Origin of the sequence: Pantoea sp. PNA 14-12 (assembly GCF_004364735.1) — a bacterium.
Classification (GTDB): domain Bacteria; phylum Pseudomonadota; class Gammaproteobacteria; order Enterobacterales; family Enterobacteriaceae; genus Pantoea; species Pantoea stewartii.
The window spans coordinates 1,143,618-1,162,750 of sequence record NZ_SOAJ01000001.1 but is presented as its reverse complement, the minus strand read 5'-3'; the positions used below and the strand labels follow the sequence as shown (position 1 = coordinate 1,162,750).

Sequence of the window (19,133 nt, the reverse complement as noted above, 5' to 3'; positions counted from 1 at the left end):
TGACCTTCAACAGGATGCGTAAACGACTCCGCTGCAAAAGGCATGCTGCTGCGCAAACTGCGTCATGCAGGCAACCTCGGCAGCCTGACTGACCGCTCGGGCCTGCTCGTCTGAGGATAATGACGGGACACGGCAGTAAGACCGCTGTAAGAACAATCCCCTATTTGCTCAGCGCCCAGGCGGCTGGAACCGGCTTTCCTCCTGCCCGCACTGGCCCGACCGATCCCCGCACCACCATCCAGCTGTCGAATGCCGGTAACGCGCCGGCGGGCTGCTGCCGGATATGGCAGATTAACCGGCGTGCGGCTTCGCGGCCCATCTCATAAACCGGCTGGGCCACGACCGTAAGCGCGGGCGTCATCAGTTCGGTCCAGGGAAAATCATCGTACATAACAAACGAAATATCCTCGGGCACACGCAACCCACGTCTGGCTAGTCCACGTAGAATTCCCATTGCAATCAAATTGTCGGACGCAATCAGCGCACTGGGCGGTTCGGGAAGCGAGAGAAGCTCCGTCAGAATCTGTTCGATGCACGCTTCGTTAAGGGCATTCAGGCGCACCAGATTCGGGTCGAGTGCCATACCGGCATCGTGGTGGGCGTCGATCATCCCTTTCACCCGCTGCGCCACCGGCGTGGGTCCTAAGCTCATCGCGTGAGTGTAAGGCGCGGCAATGCGCATACTGGAAAGGTATGCGATACGGTGATGACCGGCGTTAAGCAACAGCTGCGTCGCATCCCTCGCCACGTTAAGAAAGTCAGCCTGAATGGTTTCCACGTCCAGCCCTTCGACGGAACGGTCAAAGGTCATCAGCGCGCGGCCTTCCGTCAGCACCTGTTTAAGATGGTCGTTATCACACGCCAGCGAGCTGCAGGGGGCCACGATGATGCCATCAACGCGCTTGTCCAGCATGACGCGCACGGCTTCCCGTTCCTCTTCCACGGTTTCATCGCTGTTGCTGAGCAGCAAATGAAACCCCGCCTGGCGCGCCACATCCGCCATGCCACGCAGCGCAAGGCCGAAATGCGGGTTTTCAATATCGCCCACGATCACGCCAATCGTGTTCGAACGCCCGGTATTCATGCTGCGCGCCAGCTCATTGGGCCGGTAACCCAGGGTTTCTGCCGCCTGGGTGACGCGGATTTGTACCTCTTCACTTACGGCGCCATAGCCGCCCAACGCTCTGGCCGCCTGGGCTTTTGACACGCCCGCCTGACGTGCCACATCGGCCACAGTGGGTCCGCGTACTTGCTGTTTTTTGCTGGTCATAATTATTTTGAATCACAAGTTGATAACATCGTAATTGACGCTGCTGAAAGCGTGTGCTTAATATCATTGTATCCACTTGAGACCGGTCTCACAACAACTACCGGTTTCATTTTGACCCGCATTGAGACCGGTCTCAATCAGACAGTACTGGCTCAGTGACCTTCGACGTTTCACCTGCAAAATGGAAGAGCTTTATGACATCGCATAAACGTTTAACCAAAATAACCGCCGTTGTCTTCGGCCTCGCGGTAATGCTCTCAACCAGCGTCAGTGCACGGGCAGCCAGCGACAACAATCCCTATGGGCTGATTGAACCGGGCCATCTGCGTGTCGCCAGCCTGGGTGACGCGAAACCCTATACCTTTACGGACAAAGACGGAAATTTCACCGGCTTTGACGTCGAATTTTTCAAAAATGTCGCCCATCGCATGGGCATTGATAAGGTGGATTTTGTCGGACAGGATTTTTCCGCCATCCTGCCCGCCGTCGCCAACGGACAATATGATGCAGGCGTGGCCGCGATCGGAATCACACCGGCCCGTGAAAAAACCGTTGATTTCTCCACGGGCTATCTGGCGGGTTACCTGACGGTGCTCACCCGCAGCGATTCCGGCGTGAAAAACGTGGCAACGCTGGCGCACAAGCGACTGGGCGTCATTCAGGGCACGCTGCAGGAAAGCTATGCGCTGGCCAACTTCAAACAGACCGATCTGGTGCGCTTTCCCGATAACAACGCGGCCGTTTCCGCGCTGAACAACGGCACTATTGATGCCATGTTCCTCGATTACGAAGCCGCCAAAGATTATGCCACCCGCTTCAAACTGGTGACGGCAGCCAACATCCCCTCTTTCGACGCCCCGGCGGGCGTGGCGATAGCGAAAAACAAACCGGCCTTTAAAGCGGCGCTGGACAAAGCCATCAAAGCGGCGATGCAGGATGGGACGTGGAAACAGCTTTATGAGAAGTGGTTTCCGGGCTCGCCTATGCCTGAACAGTATCTGCCTCAGCACAATTAGTCCCCGCGCAACCGGTGTGCGAGTGAATACATTCGGTGACGGGCGTTGTCCGTCACCCGCAACAGAGAATCGGCTATGGATCTGATCACTATTCTTTCCCGTACCTTCTTTGATTTTTCTGCAATGAAGGACGTCCTGCCGCAGCTGCTGGCAACGGGCCTGGTCAACACGTTGATCATCTCGTTGGCCGCCACGCTGCTGGGCACCTTTTTCGGCCTGATTCTGGCGCTGATGGGGATTTCGCCTTCGCGCTGGCTGCGTGTACCGGCCCGGCTGTATACCGATCTGTTTCGCGGCCTGCCCTCTATCCTGACCATTTTGCTGATTGGTCAGGGGCTGGCGCGCTTCAGCTATCAGCTGTTTGGCCCCTCACCTTATCCGCTGGGCATTTTTGCCCTGAGTCTGATTGCCAGCGCCTATATGGGCGAAATCTTTCGCTCAGGGATCCAGAGCATTGAGCAAGGCCAGATGGAAGCCTGCCGGGCGCTGGGCATGAGCTATGGTCGGGCGATGCGGCTGGTGATCATTCCTCAGGGCATCCGCCGCGTCTTGCCTGCCATCGTGAATCAGTTCATCGCGATTATTAAAGACTCTTCGCTGGTTTATCTGCTGGGGCTGATGTCCAGCCAGCGCGAACTGTTCCGGGTTGGCCAGGATGCCGCGGTGCTGAGCGGCAATCTGTCACCGCTGATGCTGGCGGGGCTGTTCTACCTGATGATTACCGTGCCCTTAACCCATGCGGTGAACCATATTGACGTCCGTTACCGCACCGGACGCCGACGGGCAACGGCGCCGCAGAGCGGACTGAAAGAAATTGATGAGGTGGCGGTAAAACGCGCCGTCACGCCCACGGCCTCCCTGACCAGCGAACGAGGACACTGAGATGGCAACGTCCACTGCATTTCACGGCGCAAGCCTGGAGCTGCGTAATCTGACCCTGGCGTACGGCCCGATTGAGGTGCTGCGCAATGTGTCACTGACCATCGCGCCCGGCACCACTACCTGCATCATCGGCCCTTCCGGATCGGGAAAATCGACCCTGCTGCGCGGTATCAATCGCCTGCATGAACCCAAAAGCGGCGACGTCTTGCTGGCCGGGCGTTCGGTACTGAAGGACAAACCCGATGCGCTGCGGTTGCGCATTGGCATGGTCTTTCAGCACTTCAATCTGTTCCCCGATCACAGTGCGCTGGAAAACGTCGCGCTGGCCCCCTGGAAAGTCAAAGGCCGCTCGAAAACGGAGGCAGAGACAATTGCCCGGCAACGTCTGGCTGAGGTCGGCTTAGCACAGCGCGCCGACCATCGTCCGCGCGATCTCTCCGGCGGGCAGCAACAACGTGTCGCGATCGCCCGGGCGCTGGCGATGGAGCCCGAGGTGATGCTGTTTGACGAGGCCACGTCGGCGCTCGATCCCGAACTGGTGAAAGGCGTGCTGACGCTGATGGCTGAACTCTGTGAGCGCGGCATGACGATGGTGGTGGTCACGCATGAGATGGGATTTGCCCGCCGCGTGGCCGACCAGGTGGTGTTTATGGATGAAGGCGAGATTGTCGAAGCAGGGCCACCCGATCAGTTATTTGAACGTCCACAATCTGCCCGTTTACAACGTTTTTTATCGGAGGTGCTCTGATGGCACAGCATAAGGTGACAGGTCCCATCCGCACGGCGCTGGTGGGATTTGGCATTGCCGGCAAGGTCTTTCATGCCCCACTGATTTCACACGATGCCGCTTACCGTCTTGAGGTGATCGTGACCGGTAATGCGCAACGCGTCGCCGCGGCAAAAACGCATTATCCCCAGGCGCGAATTGTGCCGGACTGGCCGTCACTGCTGCAGTTGATCGACAACGGCGACATCGCGGTGGATCTTATTGTGCTGGCGACGCCGCCCGCTCAGCACCGTGAGCAGGCTGTCCAGGCCAGCCTGCGCGGTATTCATCTGGTGGTGGATAAACCTTTTGCGCCTGACGTCAACGCGGCGGAAGCGATGATTGACGCCGCCCGAGAGGCTGGCACCCTGTTAACGGTCTTTCACAATCGCCGCTGGGACGGCGATTTTCTGACGCTGCAACGTCTGGTGCAGGACGAGGCATTTGGCACCGTCAGAAGCTTTGAGTCGCGCTTTGAGTGGTGGCGACCTGACGGATTTGGTAACTGGCGCGACAGCGTTTCGCTTGCGCAAGGGGGCGGCCTGCTGCTGGATCTGGGCAGCCACCTGATCGATCAGGCGATACAGCTGTTTGGTCCGGTGCAGGAGGCCAGCGCCGATCTGGCACGCTATTCCGGCAGTCAGTCCGACAGCGATGAGGATTGCTTCGTTTCTTTACTACATACCTGTGGCGTGCGTTCGCGGCTGTGGATGAATGGCCAGGCCGCGCTTAATGCTCCCCGCTTCCATCTGCTGGGCAGCCAGCGAGCTTTTACGCACTGGGGCCTGGATAACCAGGAGCCGCAACTGGCCGCGGGCATGTCCCCGACTGACAGCGCCTACGGCGTAACGCCGCCTGAACGCGCAGCCCGGCTGGGCACCGTGGAGCAAAGTGAGGCGGTGGCGCTGCAGCGCGGCAATTACCCTGAATTTTATCACCGTCTTGCCCGTGCCCTGGTACACGGCGGCCCGCCGCCAGTGGACGCCAGCGAGGCGCTGGGCGTGCTGAAACTTATTGAGCAACTCCATCGGCAAAGTCGCGTACGCCTTGCCTGAATGGGGTATTTTCTGACAGAAGGAATCCATGATGACTGACAACTCTGTGGCCAAAACCGTTGTTGTACTGGGTGGCGGCATTTTAGGCGTTTCCACGGCATGCCAGCTGGCACAGGCTGGCGCGAAAGTGACGCTGGTCACCGAAGCCGAACTCTGCTCTGGCGCATCAGGACGTTCACTTTCCTGGCTTAACTCTGCCGGGGAGCGTTCCGCGCCTTACCATGCGCTGAGAATGGCGGGCATTGACCGCTACCGCACCCTGTTTGCCCGCCATCCCGATCTCAGCTGGCTGCGCTTTGACGGCGCGCTGTTCTGGTCGGCGGATGACGAGGCGGGCACCAAAGCGCGTCATGATTATGAAAACGCCCTTGGCTATGCTTCCCGGCTGGTTAATCCGCGCACGGTGCATGAGGTGGATCCACAGGTTAACCCCAGCGCGCTGGCCAGCGTCGCTATTGCCAACCCTGGTGAGGGCTGGGTAAGCCTGCCGCATCTGGCCGCAAAACTGGTAGAGGATTTCAAAGCCGCAGGCGGCGAAGTGATTGAACAGGCAGGCAAAGCCAGTGTGCTGACCGCAGGAGGGCGGGCCACAGGCATTCGCAGCGCGAAACGGGGCGACATCATGGCCGATCGGGTGCTTGTCGCCTGTGGTCCCTGGACGCCCGATGTCGTTGCGCCGCTTGGTGTACGCATTCCCAACGGGTCGCCGGTGTCCATGCTGGTTACCACTACCGCACAGGAACGCGATCTTAACGTGGTATTAAATACGCCCCGCGCGGCGATACGTCCCAACCCTGGCCGTACGCTGGCGGTCGATCATGACTGGTATGAAGAGGATATCGTTGCGCATGCTGATGGTCAGTACAGCATCGATCATGCCGTTATTCGCCAGTTAATGGCGGATGCGGGTCACCTGCTTGGCGACGGCGCACCACTGGAAGCAGACAGCTGGAAAATTGGCCTGAAACCCGTGCCGGGGGATGGTGAACCGGTTGTCGGGGAGCTGAAAAAAGTCCCCGGTTGCTTTGTGGCCTTTACCCATTCGGGCGCGACGCTGGCACTGATTCTGGGCGAATTGCTGACGGAGGAGATCCTCAACGATGTCCGGCATCCCATGCTCGCGACCTTCCGGCCGGAACGATTTAACTAAGCCCACCCCCGCGCCGTCGCCCAACGGCGCGGGAACCGTCTGCGACATGGTTATACGCTGGGGCATCTTCGCCCCCTTTTTCCCCGCCACCTGACGCGACTTTCAGCGTCACCACACCCTTCAGACGCCGTGAAGACCGGTATAACGTTGTGCCCCCCTGTTCTTCGTGTGACACCGTCACGACGCGCTGGATTCGGAGCAATCTGAACGGGCCACGTGGCGCGCGCTGTGCGTAGCGGTACGCCGGGCGAGTCCTGTTTGCCCTGCCCGTTGACCGCCAGCACGGTTAAGCATGCTTTGTTCTGTCATCTACACTTAGCCATTCATTCCCGGCAACCCTGAGCGGTTTGCCCATGCAAAGGACGACTTTATGACTGAACAATCGACAACAAATCACGCCTGGCTTTTGGCTTCACGCCCCAAGGGTGAACCAACGGAAGACAACTTCCGTTATGTTGCGCAGCCGACACCTGAAATCAAAGATGGCGAGATCTTACTGCGTACGATTTATCTGTCACTCGACCCTTATATGCGCGGACGTATGGATGAAGGGAAATCTTACGCGCCACCGGCAGAGCTGGATAAGCCGATGGTTGGCGGCACGGTTTGTCAGGTCGCCGAATCCAAAAACAGTGAATTTAAAGCGGGTGACTGGGTGCTTTGCCAGAGCGGCTGGCAGGAATATGCCGTGTCTGATGGTAAAGACGTTGCCCGTCTGAATAGCGACCTGCCGCATCCCTCCTGGGCGCTGGGAATTCTCGGCATGCCCGGATTTACGGCCTATATGGGATTAATGGATATCGGTCAGCCGAAAGAAGGCGAAACCCTGGTTGTCGCGGCGGCAACCGGCCCGGTGGGCGCGACCGTGGGCCAGTTAGGAAAAATGAAAGGCTGCCGCGTGGTAGGTGTCGCGGGTGGTGAAGAAAAATGCCGTCATGCGGTGGAAAATCTGGGCTTTGATGCCTGTATCGATCACCACAGCCAGGACTTTGAAGAGCAGCTCAAAAATGCCTGCCCGGATGGCATTGATATCTATTTTGAAAACGTGGGCGGTAAGGTGTTCGATGCGGTCTTCCCGCTGCTGAACCCGGCGGCGCGGGTGCCGGTTTGCGGACTGGTTTCTGCCTACAGCCAAAAAGAGCTGCCGCCAGGCCCTGACCGTACCTCACGCATCATGGCCGGTATTCTGACCCGGCGCATTCGCATGCAGGGCTTTATCATTTTCCAGGATTACGGCCACCGCTATCCTGAGTTTTTGAAAGTCATGACGCCGCTGGTAGAGAGTAAGAAGATCCACTATCGCGAGCACATGATTGACGGTCTGGAGAACGCACCTAAAGCGTTTATCGATATGCTGAACGGTAAAAACTTCGGTAAAACCGTCGTGAAAGTGGCCTCGTAACCCCACCAGTCACTTAAAAATGCAACGTCACTGACGTTGCATTTTTTTATCTGCCGGACGGTAAAACAGTTATTGCCGCCTTCAATGCCTGCGGCAGAGCACGACCGACAGCGAGCTGTCTGACCCAGTACCGGCCAAAACGTCCCCCTACATACCCACCAGCCTCACCTTACGGGCAACACACCGCCCACGCCTCGCCCGGAAAGGGAGAGATCTCCTGCATCACGGCCTGATGAGCTTGCGACAACACCTGAAGGTGGAATGATTCAAAAACACTCACCATCCCGGTGGGTTTGTCAGGTCTGGGACGTGAAAAGCCCTGCCTGCCTGGGTCAGAGGCGAACAGGAAGATAAACAGATCGTCATATAAAGAATGAACGATTCACCGTTGCGCTTCTCAGTTTTACGCTACGCTTACTCCATGCAATACCCGTATAAACATGGAGACTAATTGAATGAGTCACGATGCGCGTAAACCCACCACCACCGACGCAGGCATTCCGGTTGCCAGCGATGAGCACTCGTTGTCGGTAGGACCGGACGGCCCGCTGGTACTGCACGATCACTATCTGATTGAGCAGATGGCGAACTTTAACCGTGAACGTATTCCTGAACGGCAGCCACATGCAAAAGGGAGCGGTGCCTTTGGCTTTTTTGAGGTGACTGAAGATGTCAGTCGCTACACCAAAGCCAACGTTTTTCAGCCCGGCACGAAAACGGATGTGCTGATGCGCTTCTCAACCGTAGCCGGTGAGCGCGGCAGCCCGGATACCTGGCGCGATCCACGCGGTTTTTCCATCAAGTTTTATACCCGCGAAGGCAATTACGACCTGGTGGGCAACAATACGCCGGTGTTTTTTATTCGCGACCCGATGAAGTTTCAGCATTTTATTCGCTCGCAAAAACGCCGTGCGGACAACAATCTGCGTGACAACGATATGCAGTGGGATTTCTGGACGCTGTCACCGGAATCGTCGCACCAGGTCACGTGGCTGATGGGCGATCGCGGTATTCCCAAAAGCTGGCGTCATATGAACGGCTACTCCAGTCACACCTATATGTGGGTAAACGCACAGGGCGAGAAGTTCTGGGTGAAATACCACTTCCATACCGATCAGGGCATTGAAAACCTGACGCAGCAGGAAGCTGATAAGCTGGCAGGTGAGGACGGCGATTACCATATGCGCGATCTGTTCATGTCCATTAAAAACGGCCACTTTCCGAGCTGGACGCTCTATATGCAGATCATGCCCTTTGCGGAGGCAGATGAATACCGCTACAACCCGTTCGATCTCACCAAGGTCTGGCCGCACAGCGATTACCCGTTGATCAAGGTTGGAAAACTTACGCTGAACCGCAATCCTACCGACAACCATGCGCAGATTGAACAGGCTGCCTTTGAGCCTAACAATCTGGTGCCCGGTATTGGTCTGAGCCCGGATAAGATGCTGCTCGGGCGCGTGTTTGCCTATGCGGATGCCCACCGCGCCCGACTCGGGGTAAATTACAAGCAGATTCCGGTTAACGCCCCGCAGTCGCCGGTCAACAGCTACAGCAAAGACGGTGCGATGCGCATTAACCCGGTATCCGACCCGGTTTATGCGCCCAACAGCAAAGGCGGCCCGGTTGCCGATGGTGAACGTTATCCAACCGACTCGGTCTGGTCTGCCAGCGGCGATATGGTACGGGCACCCTATTCTCTGCGCCGTGACGACGACGACGTAGGCCAGGCGAATACGTTGATCAATAAGGTGATGGATGACGCCGCGCGTGACCGGCTGGTCAACAACGTTACGGGTCATCTGTTAAACGGCGTGGAAGAGCCGGTGCTGTCGCGGGCTTTTGCGTACTGGCGCAATATCGACAAAACCATTGGCGACCGCATCGCCACGGCCGTACTGGACGCGCGGGCTAAACGCTAAACCGCCCTGCCAAACGGTGGCATCCGCCACCGTTTTATCCCCGTCGCATTCAGCCATGCTTTGCACAAAACTGCTCAATATCCTCTGACTGAAAATCGGCAAGGTTTGCCATGATCTTTTCCCGTGGCCAGTTCCACCAGGCGATGTGTTGTAAGCGCGTGGCAATCGCCGGATGGAAGCGAACCCGAATCGGTTTGGCGGGCACGCCACCGACCACGGTATAGGCTGCAACGTCTTTCGTCACCACCGCGCCCGCCGCCAGCACCGCCCCGTCGCCCACCGTGACGCCGGGCAATACGATCACGCCATGACCGATCCAGACGTCATTGCCAATGATCACTCTGTCTTCTCGCCGGGCGGTGAAAAAACCGTGGTCGCGCGTGGCGGTCGCGTCGTAATACTCCGGACAATAGGTAAAGCGGTGTTGTGACGCGCGATTCATCGGGTGATTCGGCGCGCCAATCCGGACCTGATTAGCGATCGCGGTGAAACGGCCAATCTCACTGTCGGCAATGCAACAATGTTCACCTACATAGGAGAAATCGCCCAGGGTGCTGTATTCCAGATAGCTGTGAGCCAGAATTTCACACTGCGCGCCAATCTGCGTTTCACGCATGCGTACGCTGGCATCGATTTCGGTTTGCTGAAGTTTGGCGGGTTTTACCGCGGCAAGTGACATGGAAACGCTCCCGGCTCTGGTCTGAGGTCTGGATAAGTGATGCCCGTAAGGCGCCTGACTGCCGCGCCACTGTAGCCGGATAACATGACAGACAATTGACAACGAAAAAGGCGGAGTGGTTAGCTCCGCCTTGGTCAAAGTTCCGGTTATTTTGCATGACCGGTCAGTTGCAAAAGGGCAACGATGATCTGCAAGATGACCCGGATAATCTCCAGAATCAGCTTAGTCAGTTCCATCACTTTCCTTCTCCTGCTTAGGGAGCGCGCTGTTCAGCAGCCAGGACTCTGACATTACCCGCCGACTGCCTGAGCACAACGTTGTGGAGAGGGCTGAGCGGCACTCATGGTTTAAGCCACAGGCCAGCACCACCTGGGACCTGCCGGGATTTACATAACCGTGCTCCCCTGGAAGCAATCAGTTAACCACGGTGCGATGCCCGACGCTCAACACATGTATAAATATACAGTATTTTGGCCAAACTTGAAGTCTTCGCTGTCACTCTTTACACTCAACCTGTGGAGAGTGCTGAGCACCTCGTTTGTCCTCCGGTTACCCGCCGCAGGACGAACAAAAGAAAAAAGGATTTGGCGTTATGCCAAATCCTTTTTTTATGCCTGCGCAGTCGCAATTACTTCGCTGAACTGACGCGCCAGATCGTATCACCTGCATCATCGGCGATAATTAACCCGCCCTGCTTATCGCTGGCCAGGCCCACCGGTAAGCCGTGCACTTCTTTTTCATCCTCAGTCAAAAAGCCGGACACCACGGTTTGCGGTTGCCCCACCGGTTTCCCGTTTTCGAATTTCACCCAGATGACCTTGTAGCCGTTCAGTGGCTTACGGTTCCAGCTCCCGTGTTCGCTGATAAAGGCACCGCCCCGGTACTGCGGCATATTCTCTGCACCATAAAACAACAGGCCCAGTGGGGCGACATGCGAGCTCAGAGCGTAATCAGGCTTGATGGCTGTTTTGACCAGATCCGGTCGCTGCGGCTGAGCGCGTACATCAACGTGTTGACCAAAATAGCTGTAGGGCCAGCCATAGAAGCCTTTCTCTTTAACAGACGTCAGGTAGTCGGGCACCAGATCCGAGCCAATTTCGTCACGCTCGTTGACAACCGCCCACAGCTGCTTCGTCTGCGGCTCCCAGTCGAGCCCCGTCGGGTTACGCAAGCCGCTGGCATAAATGCGGCTGGCACCGCTGGCGGCATCGACCTCCAGCACGGCGGCACGGCGGTATTCCGCACCAATACCGTTTTCGGTGATGTTGCTGTTCGACCCGACGCCGACGTACAGTTTGCTGCCATCAGGACTGGCTAACAGCGCTTTTGTCCAGTGGTGGTTAATGGGCCCGCCGGGTAATTCGGTCACCTCTTCCGGCGCGGTGCGAATCTCGGTTTGTCCTTCGCTGTAGGGAAATTTCACCAGACTGTCTGCATTTGCCACATACAGGGTATTCCCGACCAGTTGCATGCCAAACGGCGCGGTCAGATTTTCGATAAAGCGGTGTTGCTCCCACTTGCCATTCACATTACGCAACAGGGTGATGCGGTTACCGCCTTTGCCCCCTTTACCTGAGGCATTTTTTACCAGACCCGTAATCAGCTCTTTCGGCTTGGTCGTGGGTTTGGGTGTGCCGTTGGATTCCGCGACCAAAATATCGTTGTTCGGCAGCACGTAGACCTGACGAGGATGCTGAAGCTTATCGGCAATCTTCTCTATCTTCAGCCCCTCGGCGACCTTGGGCATTTCTCCGTTCTTCCACGGAACACCTTTGGGCACCTGCATCGGCGGTACCATAAAATTTTTGGCTTCCGGCAGCTCAGGATTCGCACCAATCTGTTTTTCAGGCGCGACCGACGCACCGTTATCACACCCGGCTAACAGGGCCGTCAGCGCCAACGCTATCAGGGAATATTGTGGTATTTTCATTGGGGCTTCTCCTTAAGCGATGCGTTGACGAAGGGCAAGTTGCACATTCGCCAGCAGTAGCAGTATCACCACCAGCGTTGAGAGAATCACCGCCGTGGGCACCACTGCGTACGCATCACGGCTGTGAATAAAGGCGTTGGCGATAGCCAGCAGGATAGCCACCAGCGAGATCCAGAAATGGGTTTTCTCTGGCGCGCTGCTGCCGCGGAACAGATAAATAAGACTAATTACTCGTGGCAGAACAGCGATGACCAGACCTATTGCGATTAACCAACTGGCACTGACAGACCAGAAGATGACAGTCGTCTTCATATAGACGATATCGAACAGCCAGGCCGCTACAAAAAAGCCCACCGGTAGAGGTTCGAGGAGAGCGTAAAGCGTCACGGCGATGGCCGATCGTCCAGAGGTGTTGCGCATGATTTTCTCCATTTTCAATAGTTATACAGCCCAGGCACAACGTATTACCTTCCCATTACGTTGTTAACCTGCCTGTAAAATATTAGTAAACCTGAAGAAAAATGATGGTTTTAATTCACCTTTGCAGGCGATGACGGGTAAAGCGGTGTCGTCAGGCCTGATGCGACAGGAACCGGCCTGGATAATCGGCGCGAATGGGCTGTTGCGTCGCATAGCGGCCAAACAGCCTGTAGCGGTTCAGCGCAATGGCGTCGTAAAAAAGGTTACTGAGGCGTTTCGGCAACCAGCGCAGCACGCTCATAATGCGCCACGGCAGCGGCAACTGCTGAAAAACGCGAAAAATAGCCTGCGCCCGAAGCCAGTGCTGTTCATCCCGAATGTAGACGATCGTGCTGATATTGTCGTCAGGCAGGCCGGCCCATCTCAGTAGTGCTTTGCCCTCCTCACTCTGGACGGAAGCAAAACGGACCTGCCGCGCCAGCCGGTGGCGCAACAGGAAACGCACCCATCCTGTACAAAGTTTGCATACACCATCATAAAGCACGACGCTCTCGCCCGTTTGCAGATAAGGGGGCTGTGGCATGGGGCGGCTCCTCTGTTTCATCCTCAACAGACGCAGTATAGTCCTTCTTTCCCGTATGCTGAGCCAGCCACTGACAAACCGCCGCTTCATCGATGGCCCTGGCATTAACCCGCAGCAGCGGCCCCAGTGCCATGGGTTGTGCTTCTTCCGCCAGACGACGCAGTTCCGGAAGATACTCCGCGCCGGGGTGACCCGGCATGCGTTGCGCCAGGCGAGCCTGGTAACGCGCCACCGCCTCATCGGGTGAGATCTGCATCCAGATCTCCAGCACCTCATCCACGCCCGCTCGCTGTAAACCCTGCTCCAGCACGCTTTTCGACTGAAACCCAAACCAGGCATCAATCAGAAAAACCGTGTTCACCGGTGACTGGCCCACAATATTCCAGATCGCCTGGTAAGCCGCACAGCCGAGCTGTCGGTTACGCTGACGATCGACCGGGGCGAAGCTGGACATGAAGGGCTCCTTAATGCTGTCCAGCGTTAATACCGGTAAGGTGAAACGCCCGGACAGCATCCGGGTCAGCGTACTTTTACCCGAGGCGGGAATTCCGTTAACCAGTACTACTCGCTTACTCTCTGCCTGTCTGGTCATAAGATCTCCATGACGTCCGCCACGCTACTGGCCTGGCGTAGTCTGACCAGCGTCGCGTCATCGTCAAGCAGCGAGACAATCGCGCGAATGCCCTCTTCAATGTGGGCATTACTGTCACGGGCACCGAACATGATGACGATATCGGCCTTTTCACTGCCCTCAAACGAGATCGGTTCTGCCAGCACAATTAGACTAAAACAGTCGCGAATAACGCCCGTTTCCGGGCGGGCATGAGGAATGGCGATACCTTCTTCAAACACATAATAGGCACCGTGCGTGAGCGTGTTATCAATGACAGCCTGAGGATACGAGGCCCGAATATAGCCGCCCGCCACCAGCGGTTTGGCCGCCATGGCGATCACCTGTTGCCAGTCGCTGGCCGCAACCCCGACCTGAATGGCATTGGCTTCCTGTAATAACTGTTTAATGGTCATTACTGCTCCTTAAACTGATTTTCGCACCAGATTGCGTAATTCATCAATTTTCACAAACAGAGGATCGATGTGATCCCGGTAACGACGGCTTTTTGCATAGAGTGATAATGCCCGGTTATATTCCAGCATTAATTGTTTTTGCGTGTCGGTATCGGCGGTATTACTGGCCAGCTTCGCTTCCAGCTGCCTTATTTTCTCGCTGACGGATTCTGCCAGGCGATCCTGTTCGGCCGCATCCTGCGGTTGATTTTCCACTTTCTTTTTCATGAATCCAAACATAGCGACTCCTGCCCCGAAAAGCGCGCGGGCACTTCAGGTTTATTTACGTCGGGATAAATGGGGTTAGCGGAATAACTGCATTTTTTCCACTAATACATTGGTTACCGCATTATTAGCGGGCACCAGGAAATTACGCACGCTGTCGTTTACTTTGCCTTTTTCGAACGTGGTTTTGCACTGCGCCACCCACTGGACATTCATCTCGGTGCCCACGTTCACTTTGTCGATACCGCTGCTGACAGCCAGGCGCATATCTTCATCACTCACGCCCGTTCCGCCGTGCAGGACCAGCGGCGTCGCGGTGGCGTCGGTGATTGCGGCCAGGCGCTGGTGCTGAATATGGGCTTTCCCGGTATACAGGCCGTGCACGGTGCCGATGGAAATCGCCAGCATGTCGACGCCCGTTTCGTGCACAAAGCGCCTGGCATCCTCTACAGGGGTAAACGCAATTTCATCCATCTCCACGCATTTACCATCTTCCGATCCGCCGATTGCGCCCAGCTCAGCTTCCACGGAGACATTTAGCGGGCGCGCCATATCAATAACCCGTCGGGTATTAGCAATATTTTCCTCAAGCGGTAAATGTGAGCCATCGTACATGACCGAACTGAATCCGGCGTTAATCGCTGTCTGAATCGCCTCTAAATCAGAACAGTGATCCAGATGCAGACAGGTTGGAATATTTTTACTTTTCGCTAAAGATTTAACGGCATCGACCAGTAATTCGTGTCCGAGATATTTTGCCGTACCGGTAGATATCTGAATCATTAACGGGCTGTGGGTTTGTTCTGCCGCCTTAAAAAAGGCGGGCAGCATTTCCAGACAATGTAAATTAAACGATCCCACCGCTTTAAAATTACGTTCTTTGGCAATCTTGAGCAGGTCAGTAAAATTATAAAGTTTCATGCACGTTTTCCTCACGGGATGAAGTGGATTTTCCGTTAACAAACCAGGCGATAGCGGTAACAAAGGCGACGAATACGGCGACGAACAACCAGTTATTCTGGAAAGCATGTCCCAAAACCAGCCCGGTACTGATGACGTCGGAATCGCTGAAGGTCACGCCGGTAAAGCCATAACTTTCCAGCATCGGCACCAGAATGGCCGGCAGGAAGGTAATGAATAAGCCGTGCACGAAGCCCCCGATCATCGCCCCGCGCCGGCCCCCCAACGCATTACCAAACACGCCTGCCGTGCCGCCTGCAAAGAAGTTGGTGAGCAGACCCGGCAGAATCATTGCCAGACCAAACATCGGGAACACCAGCATGCCGACCACGGAGCCGAGCGTGGTCGCCAGGAAACCGACAATGACTGCGTTAGGCGCATAAGGAAACATGACCGGGCAGTCGAGTGCAGGCTTCGCATCCGGCACCAGCCGCATGGCAATGCCACGGAATGCCGGAACCAGTTCATTCAGCAGCAGTCGCACACCGCTGTAGAGGACAAACACGCCCGCGACAAACTGAATGGACTGCATAAAGGCATACATCAGGTAGTTGGTGCCGCTGCTGTACTGCGCAATAAAGGCGGGACCGGCTGCCAGCGCAGGGATCAGGTACATTGGCACCATCACCACCGCCATTGACAGGTAGGTGTCCTGTAAAAATTTGAAGTTGTCCGGTAACTTCAGATCCTCCGTCGAACGTGAACCTTTTCCGACCACCTTCGCCACGGCCGCCGTCAGCAGATAGCCGATGGTACAGAAGTGGCCCAGGGCGACATCATCCGAATCGGTAATACGCCGTACCACCGGCTGGGCCAGCGCGGGCATCACGACAGCCATAACGCCACCAAAAATCCCGCCGGTCAGAATCAGCGGTAAGCCGGTTAAGCCTGCTTTATAGCCGATGACCGCACCAATCGTGGCCATCCATAACAACGCCTGTCCGGTCAGGAAGATGTATTTAAACGGCGTCAGGCGGGCAATGATGATATTGACGATAAAGATCACCAGCAGCGTCATGGCCACTTCGGAGCCCAGTTCACGGTTGGCCAGCCCGGCGATGGCAGCCACATCAGTGATGTAGCCCTGCATGCCAAAGCCGTGGGTGAAGATACTGTTCAGGAAGGTCAGTGCGCCGACAATAATATTGATGCCCGCCATCATAATTAAGAAGCCGAGCAGGGTTTTAAACGTCCCTTCCACCACTTTTCCCGCAGATTTCTTTTGCAGCACCAGCCCAATCAGCGCAATAAAAGCGATAAGAATGGATGCCTGCCCCAGTAAATCTTTAACCAGAAAATTGATTACACTATTCATGATTAGCAACCTTCATATTACGTTCTTTTAAGAAAGCCACGATCTTTTGCTCAATTTCGGCTTTATCGGTAAGTTTATTTAATATAATGACCCGTTTAATCTGTTCTGGTGTGGCGTCAGCATTTAAAACATCCGCAAACGCTTTTTGCGTCAGAATCATGTCGGATTTAAATGCATTAGCTTCTGAAATTGTGGTGTGATCGATATCGGCTTCAATTTCCAGTTTTTTTAAAACGGCTTTCGCACTCATTTCGATGGCGAAACTTGAACCCAGACCACAACCACAAACACATAAAATTTTCAGCATGTTTTCTCCTCACACTATTTGCAGTTGTTTAGCGAGTTTATAATGGTGCCCTTCTGTATCGACCAGGCGTTTTTTCATGCTTATTAAGTCAATCGGAATAGGCTTATTGCTGCCGTTAATAATGACGGCTTTATTGCGCATTCCGGATTGAATACAACGAACCACTTCACTTGCCATAATGGTACCCTGATAAATTTCTTCACAGGTGGGATCGCCATTACGCAGTCCATAACCGACAATCGTTTTGCGAATGCGCACACCGATCAACGGTTCAAGTTGCTTAATTAAGGTATCGATTGCGCCCTGAAAGCCCGGTGAATATTCACGTGTATAGCCCTCAGAGCACAGGATAATGACGCTGTTCTGTTCACTGAGGCGCTGAGTGATGCGCCCGGCCAGCGTCGCCGTCGGAATCTGACACTCGGGGATTAACGCAAAATCCGCATTCGATTTTATTGCCGATTGCAGCGTCAGTTCACCGCAGTAACCACCGAGCAACTCGACCATAAATACCCGGCCGGTTAATGCGCGCCCCGTATTCCGCAGTTTTGCCACCTCTTTAAGTACCTGCTCACAGGCAGTGGAAAAGCCCACGGTATAATCACTGCCGAAGACATCGTTATCAATCGTCATGCCGATGCCAAAACAGTTCACCCCAAATTCGCTCAGCGTATGTAAAAATTGCAGTGAGCCATCTCCGCCGGCCATAATTAATACATCAATACGCAATGCCTTGAGCTGTCGGGTGATGGTTTCGTATTCGCTGCGAATTAATTTTCGCGTGGTCCTTCCCGACTGCATAACCGGAATCGAGGTAACAGAGAAATCCACTAAATCGCGTTGCGCAATTTCCTGACAGACATTATCGAGAAGTCCCGGAATACCGCCATTAAATAACAGCATTTCCGCCTGCGTCATTCTCGCAATCTGAAAAATAAAATTATTTATGCCGGTAACATCGCCGCCGCTGATTACCATCCCGATTCTCATTCTCCATTCCTCTCTGGCTCAATGCGTCTGCGGGCTATTGTTTCGGGATACAAGCCTTATATTTGCAAGTGAGATCACAAAAACGAGAGTATTTTGCCGGGTGGATAGATTGACAGCGGGGTTATAACAGGTGTTTATGTGAATTAAATCACAATTAATAAGCGCGCCCGGTCTGTGAGCTTCGGTTGATAAAACAACAGGTTAAATATCATCAGGCGAAGAGAAACGGTTATTTCAGGCGCGTGTCCGGATAACAAAAAAACCGTGATGCAGATTTGTGATTTTCGCCTCACTTTTCACTGTGATGCTGACGGGTTATTTTGGCGGGCAGCATAGATACCGGTTATTTCGGCAGCGAAAAAGGATTCATCTTGTCCGGTTAAGCGTTCACCGGGTTTTCTTACACGCGCGGCACGATGATGAACGTTTGCGCAAAGCGGGCTGTGTTGTACCGATGGCGTTGGGTAAAGCGGGCATAAAAAAACCCGGCAACGGATGTGCCGGGCTGGAAAACATGCTGGAAGCGTTATTTTGCGTACGCTTCGGTGGAGATGGTCAGTTTGACATCGTCGCTGACCGCAGGCACGTATTTATCCAGTTTGAAGTCAGAACGCTTGATGGTGCCGGTCGCATCAAAACCAATCGCCTGCTTTTTCACCATCGGATGCTCACCCTGCTTGTTCAGCGTGGCGTGCAGCGTAACCGGTTTGGTGATGCCTTTCAGCGTCAGATTACCTTCTACGTCAAATTTGTTATCGCCTTTAGCAATGACTTTGGTGCTGCGGAAGGTCGCGCTCGGGTATTTGGCGACGTCAAAATAGTCGGCGCCTTTAAATTCTTTCGTCAGTGCAGGCACATGGCTGTCAATTTTGGTGACAGGCAAGGTCACGTCAACACGCGACTGCTCGGGCTTGCTGCTGTCGAACACCAGTGACCCCGTGGCATCCGGAATATCGGCGGTAGGATGCGAGAAGCCGAAGTGTTCCCAGCTCATAACGACCGACGTATGCTGTGGGTCCAGCTGGTAGTGCATTGTCTCAGCCTGAGAAACCGGGATATACAGCGCGGCAACTGCGATCAGTGGCAGTGTAAAACGTTTAACATCTTTCACTTTTCATTCCTTTTTTTATGGCGTCACATTGAGTCTGGTGCAAAGCGGCAGGAATAAAAAGTGAAGAGATTTGGCGTAAACAATC

The 19,133-nt window shown here is 55.0% G+C and carries 20 protein-coding genes; 7 read left to right on the top strand and 13 right to left on the bottom strand.

The window, feature by feature from the left end:
• Positions 1 to 160: 160 nt before the first annotated feature.
• A complete protein-coding gene (locus C7434_RS05565) occupies positions 161 to 1,270 on the bottom strand; it encodes a LacI family DNA-binding transcriptional regulator (RefSeq protein ID WP_050504965.1) in 1,110 nt (369 codons plus the stop codon).
• 194 nt (positions 1,271 to 1,464) lie between these two features.
• On the opposite strand from C7434_RS05565, the gene C7434_RS05560 reads away from it, so the two are divergent.
• The 7 genes from C7434_RS05560 to C7434_RS05530 all read left to right on the top strand — a co-directional run bounded on the left by C7434_RS05560 (position 1,465) and on the right by C7434_RS05530 (position 9,463).
• The gene (locus C7434_RS05560) at positions 1,465 to 2,286 is read left to right on the top strand and encodes an ABC transporter substrate-binding protein (RefSeq protein ID WP_039340405.1); all 822 of its coding nucleotides are present in this window, start codon (positions 1,465 to 1,467) and stop codon (positions 2,284 to 2,286) included.
• Positions 2,287 to 2,361: 75 nt separating this feature from the next.
• Positions 2,362 to 3,168 (top strand): amino acid ABC transporter permease, encoded by an 807-nt coding sequence (locus tag C7434_RS05555; protein WP_033741390.1) that lies wholly within the window; start codon positions 2,362 to 2,364, stop codon positions 3,166 to 3,168.
• A gap of 1 nt (position 3,169) precedes the next feature.
• Positions 3,170 to 3,916 carry an amino acid ABC transporter ATP-binding protein gene (locus tag C7434_RS05550; RefSeq protein WP_039340407.1) on the top strand — a complete coding sequence of 249 codons (747 nt, stop codon included), beginning with the start codon at positions 3,170 to 3,172 and terminating at the stop codon, positions 3,914 to 3,916.
• Complete coding sequence (locus C7434_RS05545; RefSeq protein WP_133745221.1) at positions 3,916 to 4,989, top strand: Gfo/Idh/MocA family oxidoreductase; 1,074 nt, start codon at positions 3,916 to 3,918, stop codon at positions 4,987 to 4,989. Before C7434_RS05550 ends, C7434_RS05545 begins: the two co-directional genes overlap by 1 nt.
• A 31-nt stretch (positions 4,990 to 5,020) precedes the next feature.
• Positions 5,021 to 6,139 (top strand): FAD-binding oxidoreductase, encoded by a 1,119-nt coding sequence (locus tag C7434_RS05540; protein ID WP_133745312.1) that lies wholly within the window; start codon positions 5,021 to 5,023, stop codon positions 6,137 to 6,139.
• Positions 6,140 to 6,509: 370 nt separating this feature from the next.
• A complete protein-coding gene (locus C7434_RS05535; protein ID WP_133745220.1) occupies positions 6,510 to 7,541 on the top strand; it encodes an NADP-dependent oxidoreductase in 1,032 nt (343 codons plus the stop codon).
• Between the two features lie 455 nt (positions 7,542 to 7,996).
• Positions 7,997 to 9,463, top strand: a complete 1,467-nt coding sequence (locus C7434_RS05530; protein WP_133745219.1) for a catalase — start codon at positions 7,997 to 7,999, stop codon at positions 9,461 to 9,463.
• Between the two features lie 49 nt (positions 9,464 to 9,512).
• Here the strand turns inward: C7434_RS05530 and C7434_RS05525 are convergent, their stop codons facing one another.
• The 12 genes from C7434_RS05525 to C7434_RS05465 form a co-directional block, all read right to left on the bottom strand.
• Entirely contained in the window at positions 9,513 to 10,142 is a 630-nt protein-coding gene (locus tag C7434_RS05525; protein WP_033741380.1) for a DapH/DapD/GlmU-related protein, read from the bottom strand.
• Positions 10,143 to 10,770: 628 nt separating this feature from the next.
• The gene (locus C7434_RS05515; protein ID WP_054633811.1) at positions 10,771 to 12,072 is read right to left on the bottom strand and encodes a sorbosone dehydrogenase family protein; all 1,302 of its coding nucleotides are present in this window, start codon (positions 12,070 to 12,072) and stop codon (positions 10,771 to 10,773) included.
• 12 nt (positions 12,073 to 12,084) lie between these two features.
• Positions 12,085 to 12,492 carry a DUF2231 domain-containing protein gene (locus C7434_RS05510; protein ID WP_006119106.1) on the bottom strand — a complete coding sequence of 136 codons (408 nt, stop codon included), beginning with the start codon at positions 12,490 to 12,492 and terminating at the stop codon, positions 12,085 to 12,087.
• A gap of 151 nt (positions 12,493 to 12,643) precedes the next feature.
• Positions 12,644 to 13,075 (bottom strand): thiol-disulfide oxidoreductase DCC family protein, encoded by a 432-nt coding sequence (locus C7434_RS05505; RefSeq protein ID WP_033741374.1) that lies wholly within the window; start codon positions 13,073 to 13,075, stop codon positions 12,644 to 12,646.
• A complete protein-coding gene (locus C7434_RS05500; protein ID WP_039340414.1) occupies positions 13,026 to 13,667 on the bottom strand; it encodes a glucokinase in 642 nt (213 codons plus the stop codon). The genes C7434_RS05505 and C7434_RS05500 overlap by 50 nt, the downstream gene beginning before the upstream one ends.
• Positions 13,664 to 14,101 (bottom strand): PTS sugar transporter subunit IIA, encoded by a 438-nt coding sequence (locus C7434_RS05495; RefSeq protein ID WP_058701940.1) that lies wholly within the window; start codon positions 14,099 to 14,101, stop codon positions 13,664 to 13,666. Before C7434_RS05495 ends, C7434_RS05500 begins: the two co-directional genes overlap by 4 nt.
• Positions 14,102 to 14,110: 9 nt before the next feature.
• The gene (locus C7434_RS05490; RefSeq protein ID WP_039340416.1) at positions 14,111 to 14,380 is read right to left on the bottom strand and encodes a hypothetical protein; all 270 of its coding nucleotides are present in this window, start codon (positions 14,378 to 14,380) and stop codon (positions 14,111 to 14,113) included.
• Between the two features lie 63 nt (positions 14,381 to 14,443).
• The gene (locus C7434_RS05485) at positions 14,444 to 15,286 is read right to left on the bottom strand and encodes a class II fructose-bisphosphate aldolase (protein WP_133745218.1); all 843 of its coding nucleotides are present in this window, start codon (positions 15,284 to 15,286) and stop codon (positions 14,444 to 14,446) included.
• Positions 15,273 to 16,640, bottom strand: coding sequence for a PTS sugar transporter subunit IIC (locus C7434_RS05480; RefSeq protein WP_033741366.1), 1,368 nt, complete (start codon positions 16,638 to 16,640; stop codon positions 15,273 to 15,275). The genes C7434_RS05485 and C7434_RS05480 overlap by 14 nt, the downstream gene beginning before the upstream one ends.
• Positions 16,633 to 16,947 carry a PTS sugar transporter subunit IIB gene (locus C7434_RS05475; RefSeq protein WP_033741363.1) on the bottom strand — a complete coding sequence of 105 codons (315 nt, stop codon included), beginning with the start codon at positions 16,945 to 16,947 and terminating at the stop codon, positions 16,633 to 16,635. Before C7434_RS05475 ends, C7434_RS05480 begins: the two co-directional genes overlap by 8 nt.
• A 9-nt stretch (positions 16,948 to 16,956) precedes the next feature.
• Positions 16,957 to 17,937: a 6-phosphofructokinase gene (locus C7434_RS05470; RefSeq protein WP_054687763.1), complete on the bottom strand. Its 981-nt coding sequence runs from the start codon at positions 17,935 to 17,937 to the stop codon at positions 16,957 to 16,959.
• A 526-nt stretch (positions 17,938 to 18,463) separates the two neighbouring features.
• Complete coding sequence (locus C7434_RS05465; protein WP_039340419.1) at positions 18,464 to 19,048, bottom strand: YceI family protein; 585 nt, start codon at positions 19,046 to 19,048, stop codon at positions 18,464 to 18,466.
• Positions 19,049 to 19,133 lie beyond the last annotated feature (85 nt).

Coding starts and splice junctions, on each gene's coding strand:
- C7434_RS05475 (WP_033741363.1), bottom strand. CDS start 16,947: ATGCTGAAAATTTTATGTGTTTGTGGTTGTGGTCTGGGTTCAAGTTTC.
- C7434_RS05480 (WP_033741366.1), bottom strand. CDS start 16,640: ATGAATAGTGTAATCAATTTTCTGGTTAAAGATTTACTGGGGCAGGCA.
- C7434_RS05485 (WP_133745218.1), bottom strand. CDS start 15,286: ATGAAACTTTATAATTTTACTGACCTGCTCAAGATTGCCAAAGAACGT.
- C7434_RS05490 (WP_039340416.1), bottom strand. CDS start 14,380: ATGTTTGGATTCATGAAAAAGAAAGTGGAAAATCAACCGCAGGATGCG.
- C7434_RS05510 (WP_006119106.1), bottom strand. CDS start 12,492: ATGCGCAACACCTCTGGACGATCGGCCATCGCCGTGACGCTTTACGCT.
- C7434_RS05565 (WP_050504965.1), bottom strand. CDS start 1,270: ATGACCAGCAAAAAACAGCAAGTACGCGGACCCACTGTGGCCGATGTG.
- C7434_RS05515 (WP_054633811.1), bottom strand. CDS start 12,072: ATGAAAATACCACAATATTCCCTGATAGCGTTGGCGCTGACGGCCCTG.
- C7434_RS05530 (WP_133745219.1), top strand. CDS start 7,997: ATGAGTCACGATGCGCGTAAACCCACCACCACCGACGCAGGCATTCCG.
- C7434_RS05535 (WP_133745220.1), top strand. CDS start 6,510: ATGACTGAACAATCGACAACAAATCACGCCTGGCTTTTGGCTTCACGC.
- C7434_RS05470 (WP_054687763.1), bottom strand. CDS start 17,937: ATGAGAATCGGGATGGTAATCAGCGGCGGCGATGTTACCGGCATAAAT.
- C7434_RS05495 (WP_058701940.1), bottom strand. CDS start 14,101: ATGACCATTAAACAGTTATTACAGGAAGCCAATGCCATTCAGGTCGGG.
- C7434_RS05540 (WP_133745312.1), top strand. CDS start 5,021: ATGACTGACAACTCTGTGGCCAAAACCGTTGTTGTACTGGGTGGCGGC.
- C7434_RS05500 (WP_039340414.1), bottom strand. CDS start 13,667: ATGACCAGACAGGCAGAGAGTAAGCGAGTAGTACTGGTTAACGGAATT.
- C7434_RS05550 (WP_039340407.1), top strand. CDS start 3,170: ATGGCAACGTCCACTGCATTTCACGGCGCAAGCCTGGAGCTGCGTAAT.
- C7434_RS05545 (WP_133745221.1), top strand. CDS start 3,916: ATGGCACAGCATAAGGTGACAGGTCCCATCCGCACGGCGCTGGTGGGA.
- C7434_RS05505 (WP_033741374.1), bottom strand. CDS start 13,075: ATGCCACAGCCCCCTTATCTGCAAACGGGCGAGAGCGTCGTGCTTTAT.
- C7434_RS05560 (WP_039340405.1), top strand. CDS start 1,465: ATGACATCGCATAAACGTTTAACCAAAATAACCGCCGTTGTCTTCGGC.
- C7434_RS05555 (WP_033741390.1), top strand. CDS start 2,362: ATGGATCTGATCACTATTCTTTCCCGTACCTTCTTTGATTTTTCTGCA.
- C7434_RS05525 (WP_033741380.1), bottom strand. CDS start 10,142: ATGTCACTTGCCGCGGTAAAACCCGCCAAACTTCAGCAAACCGAAATC.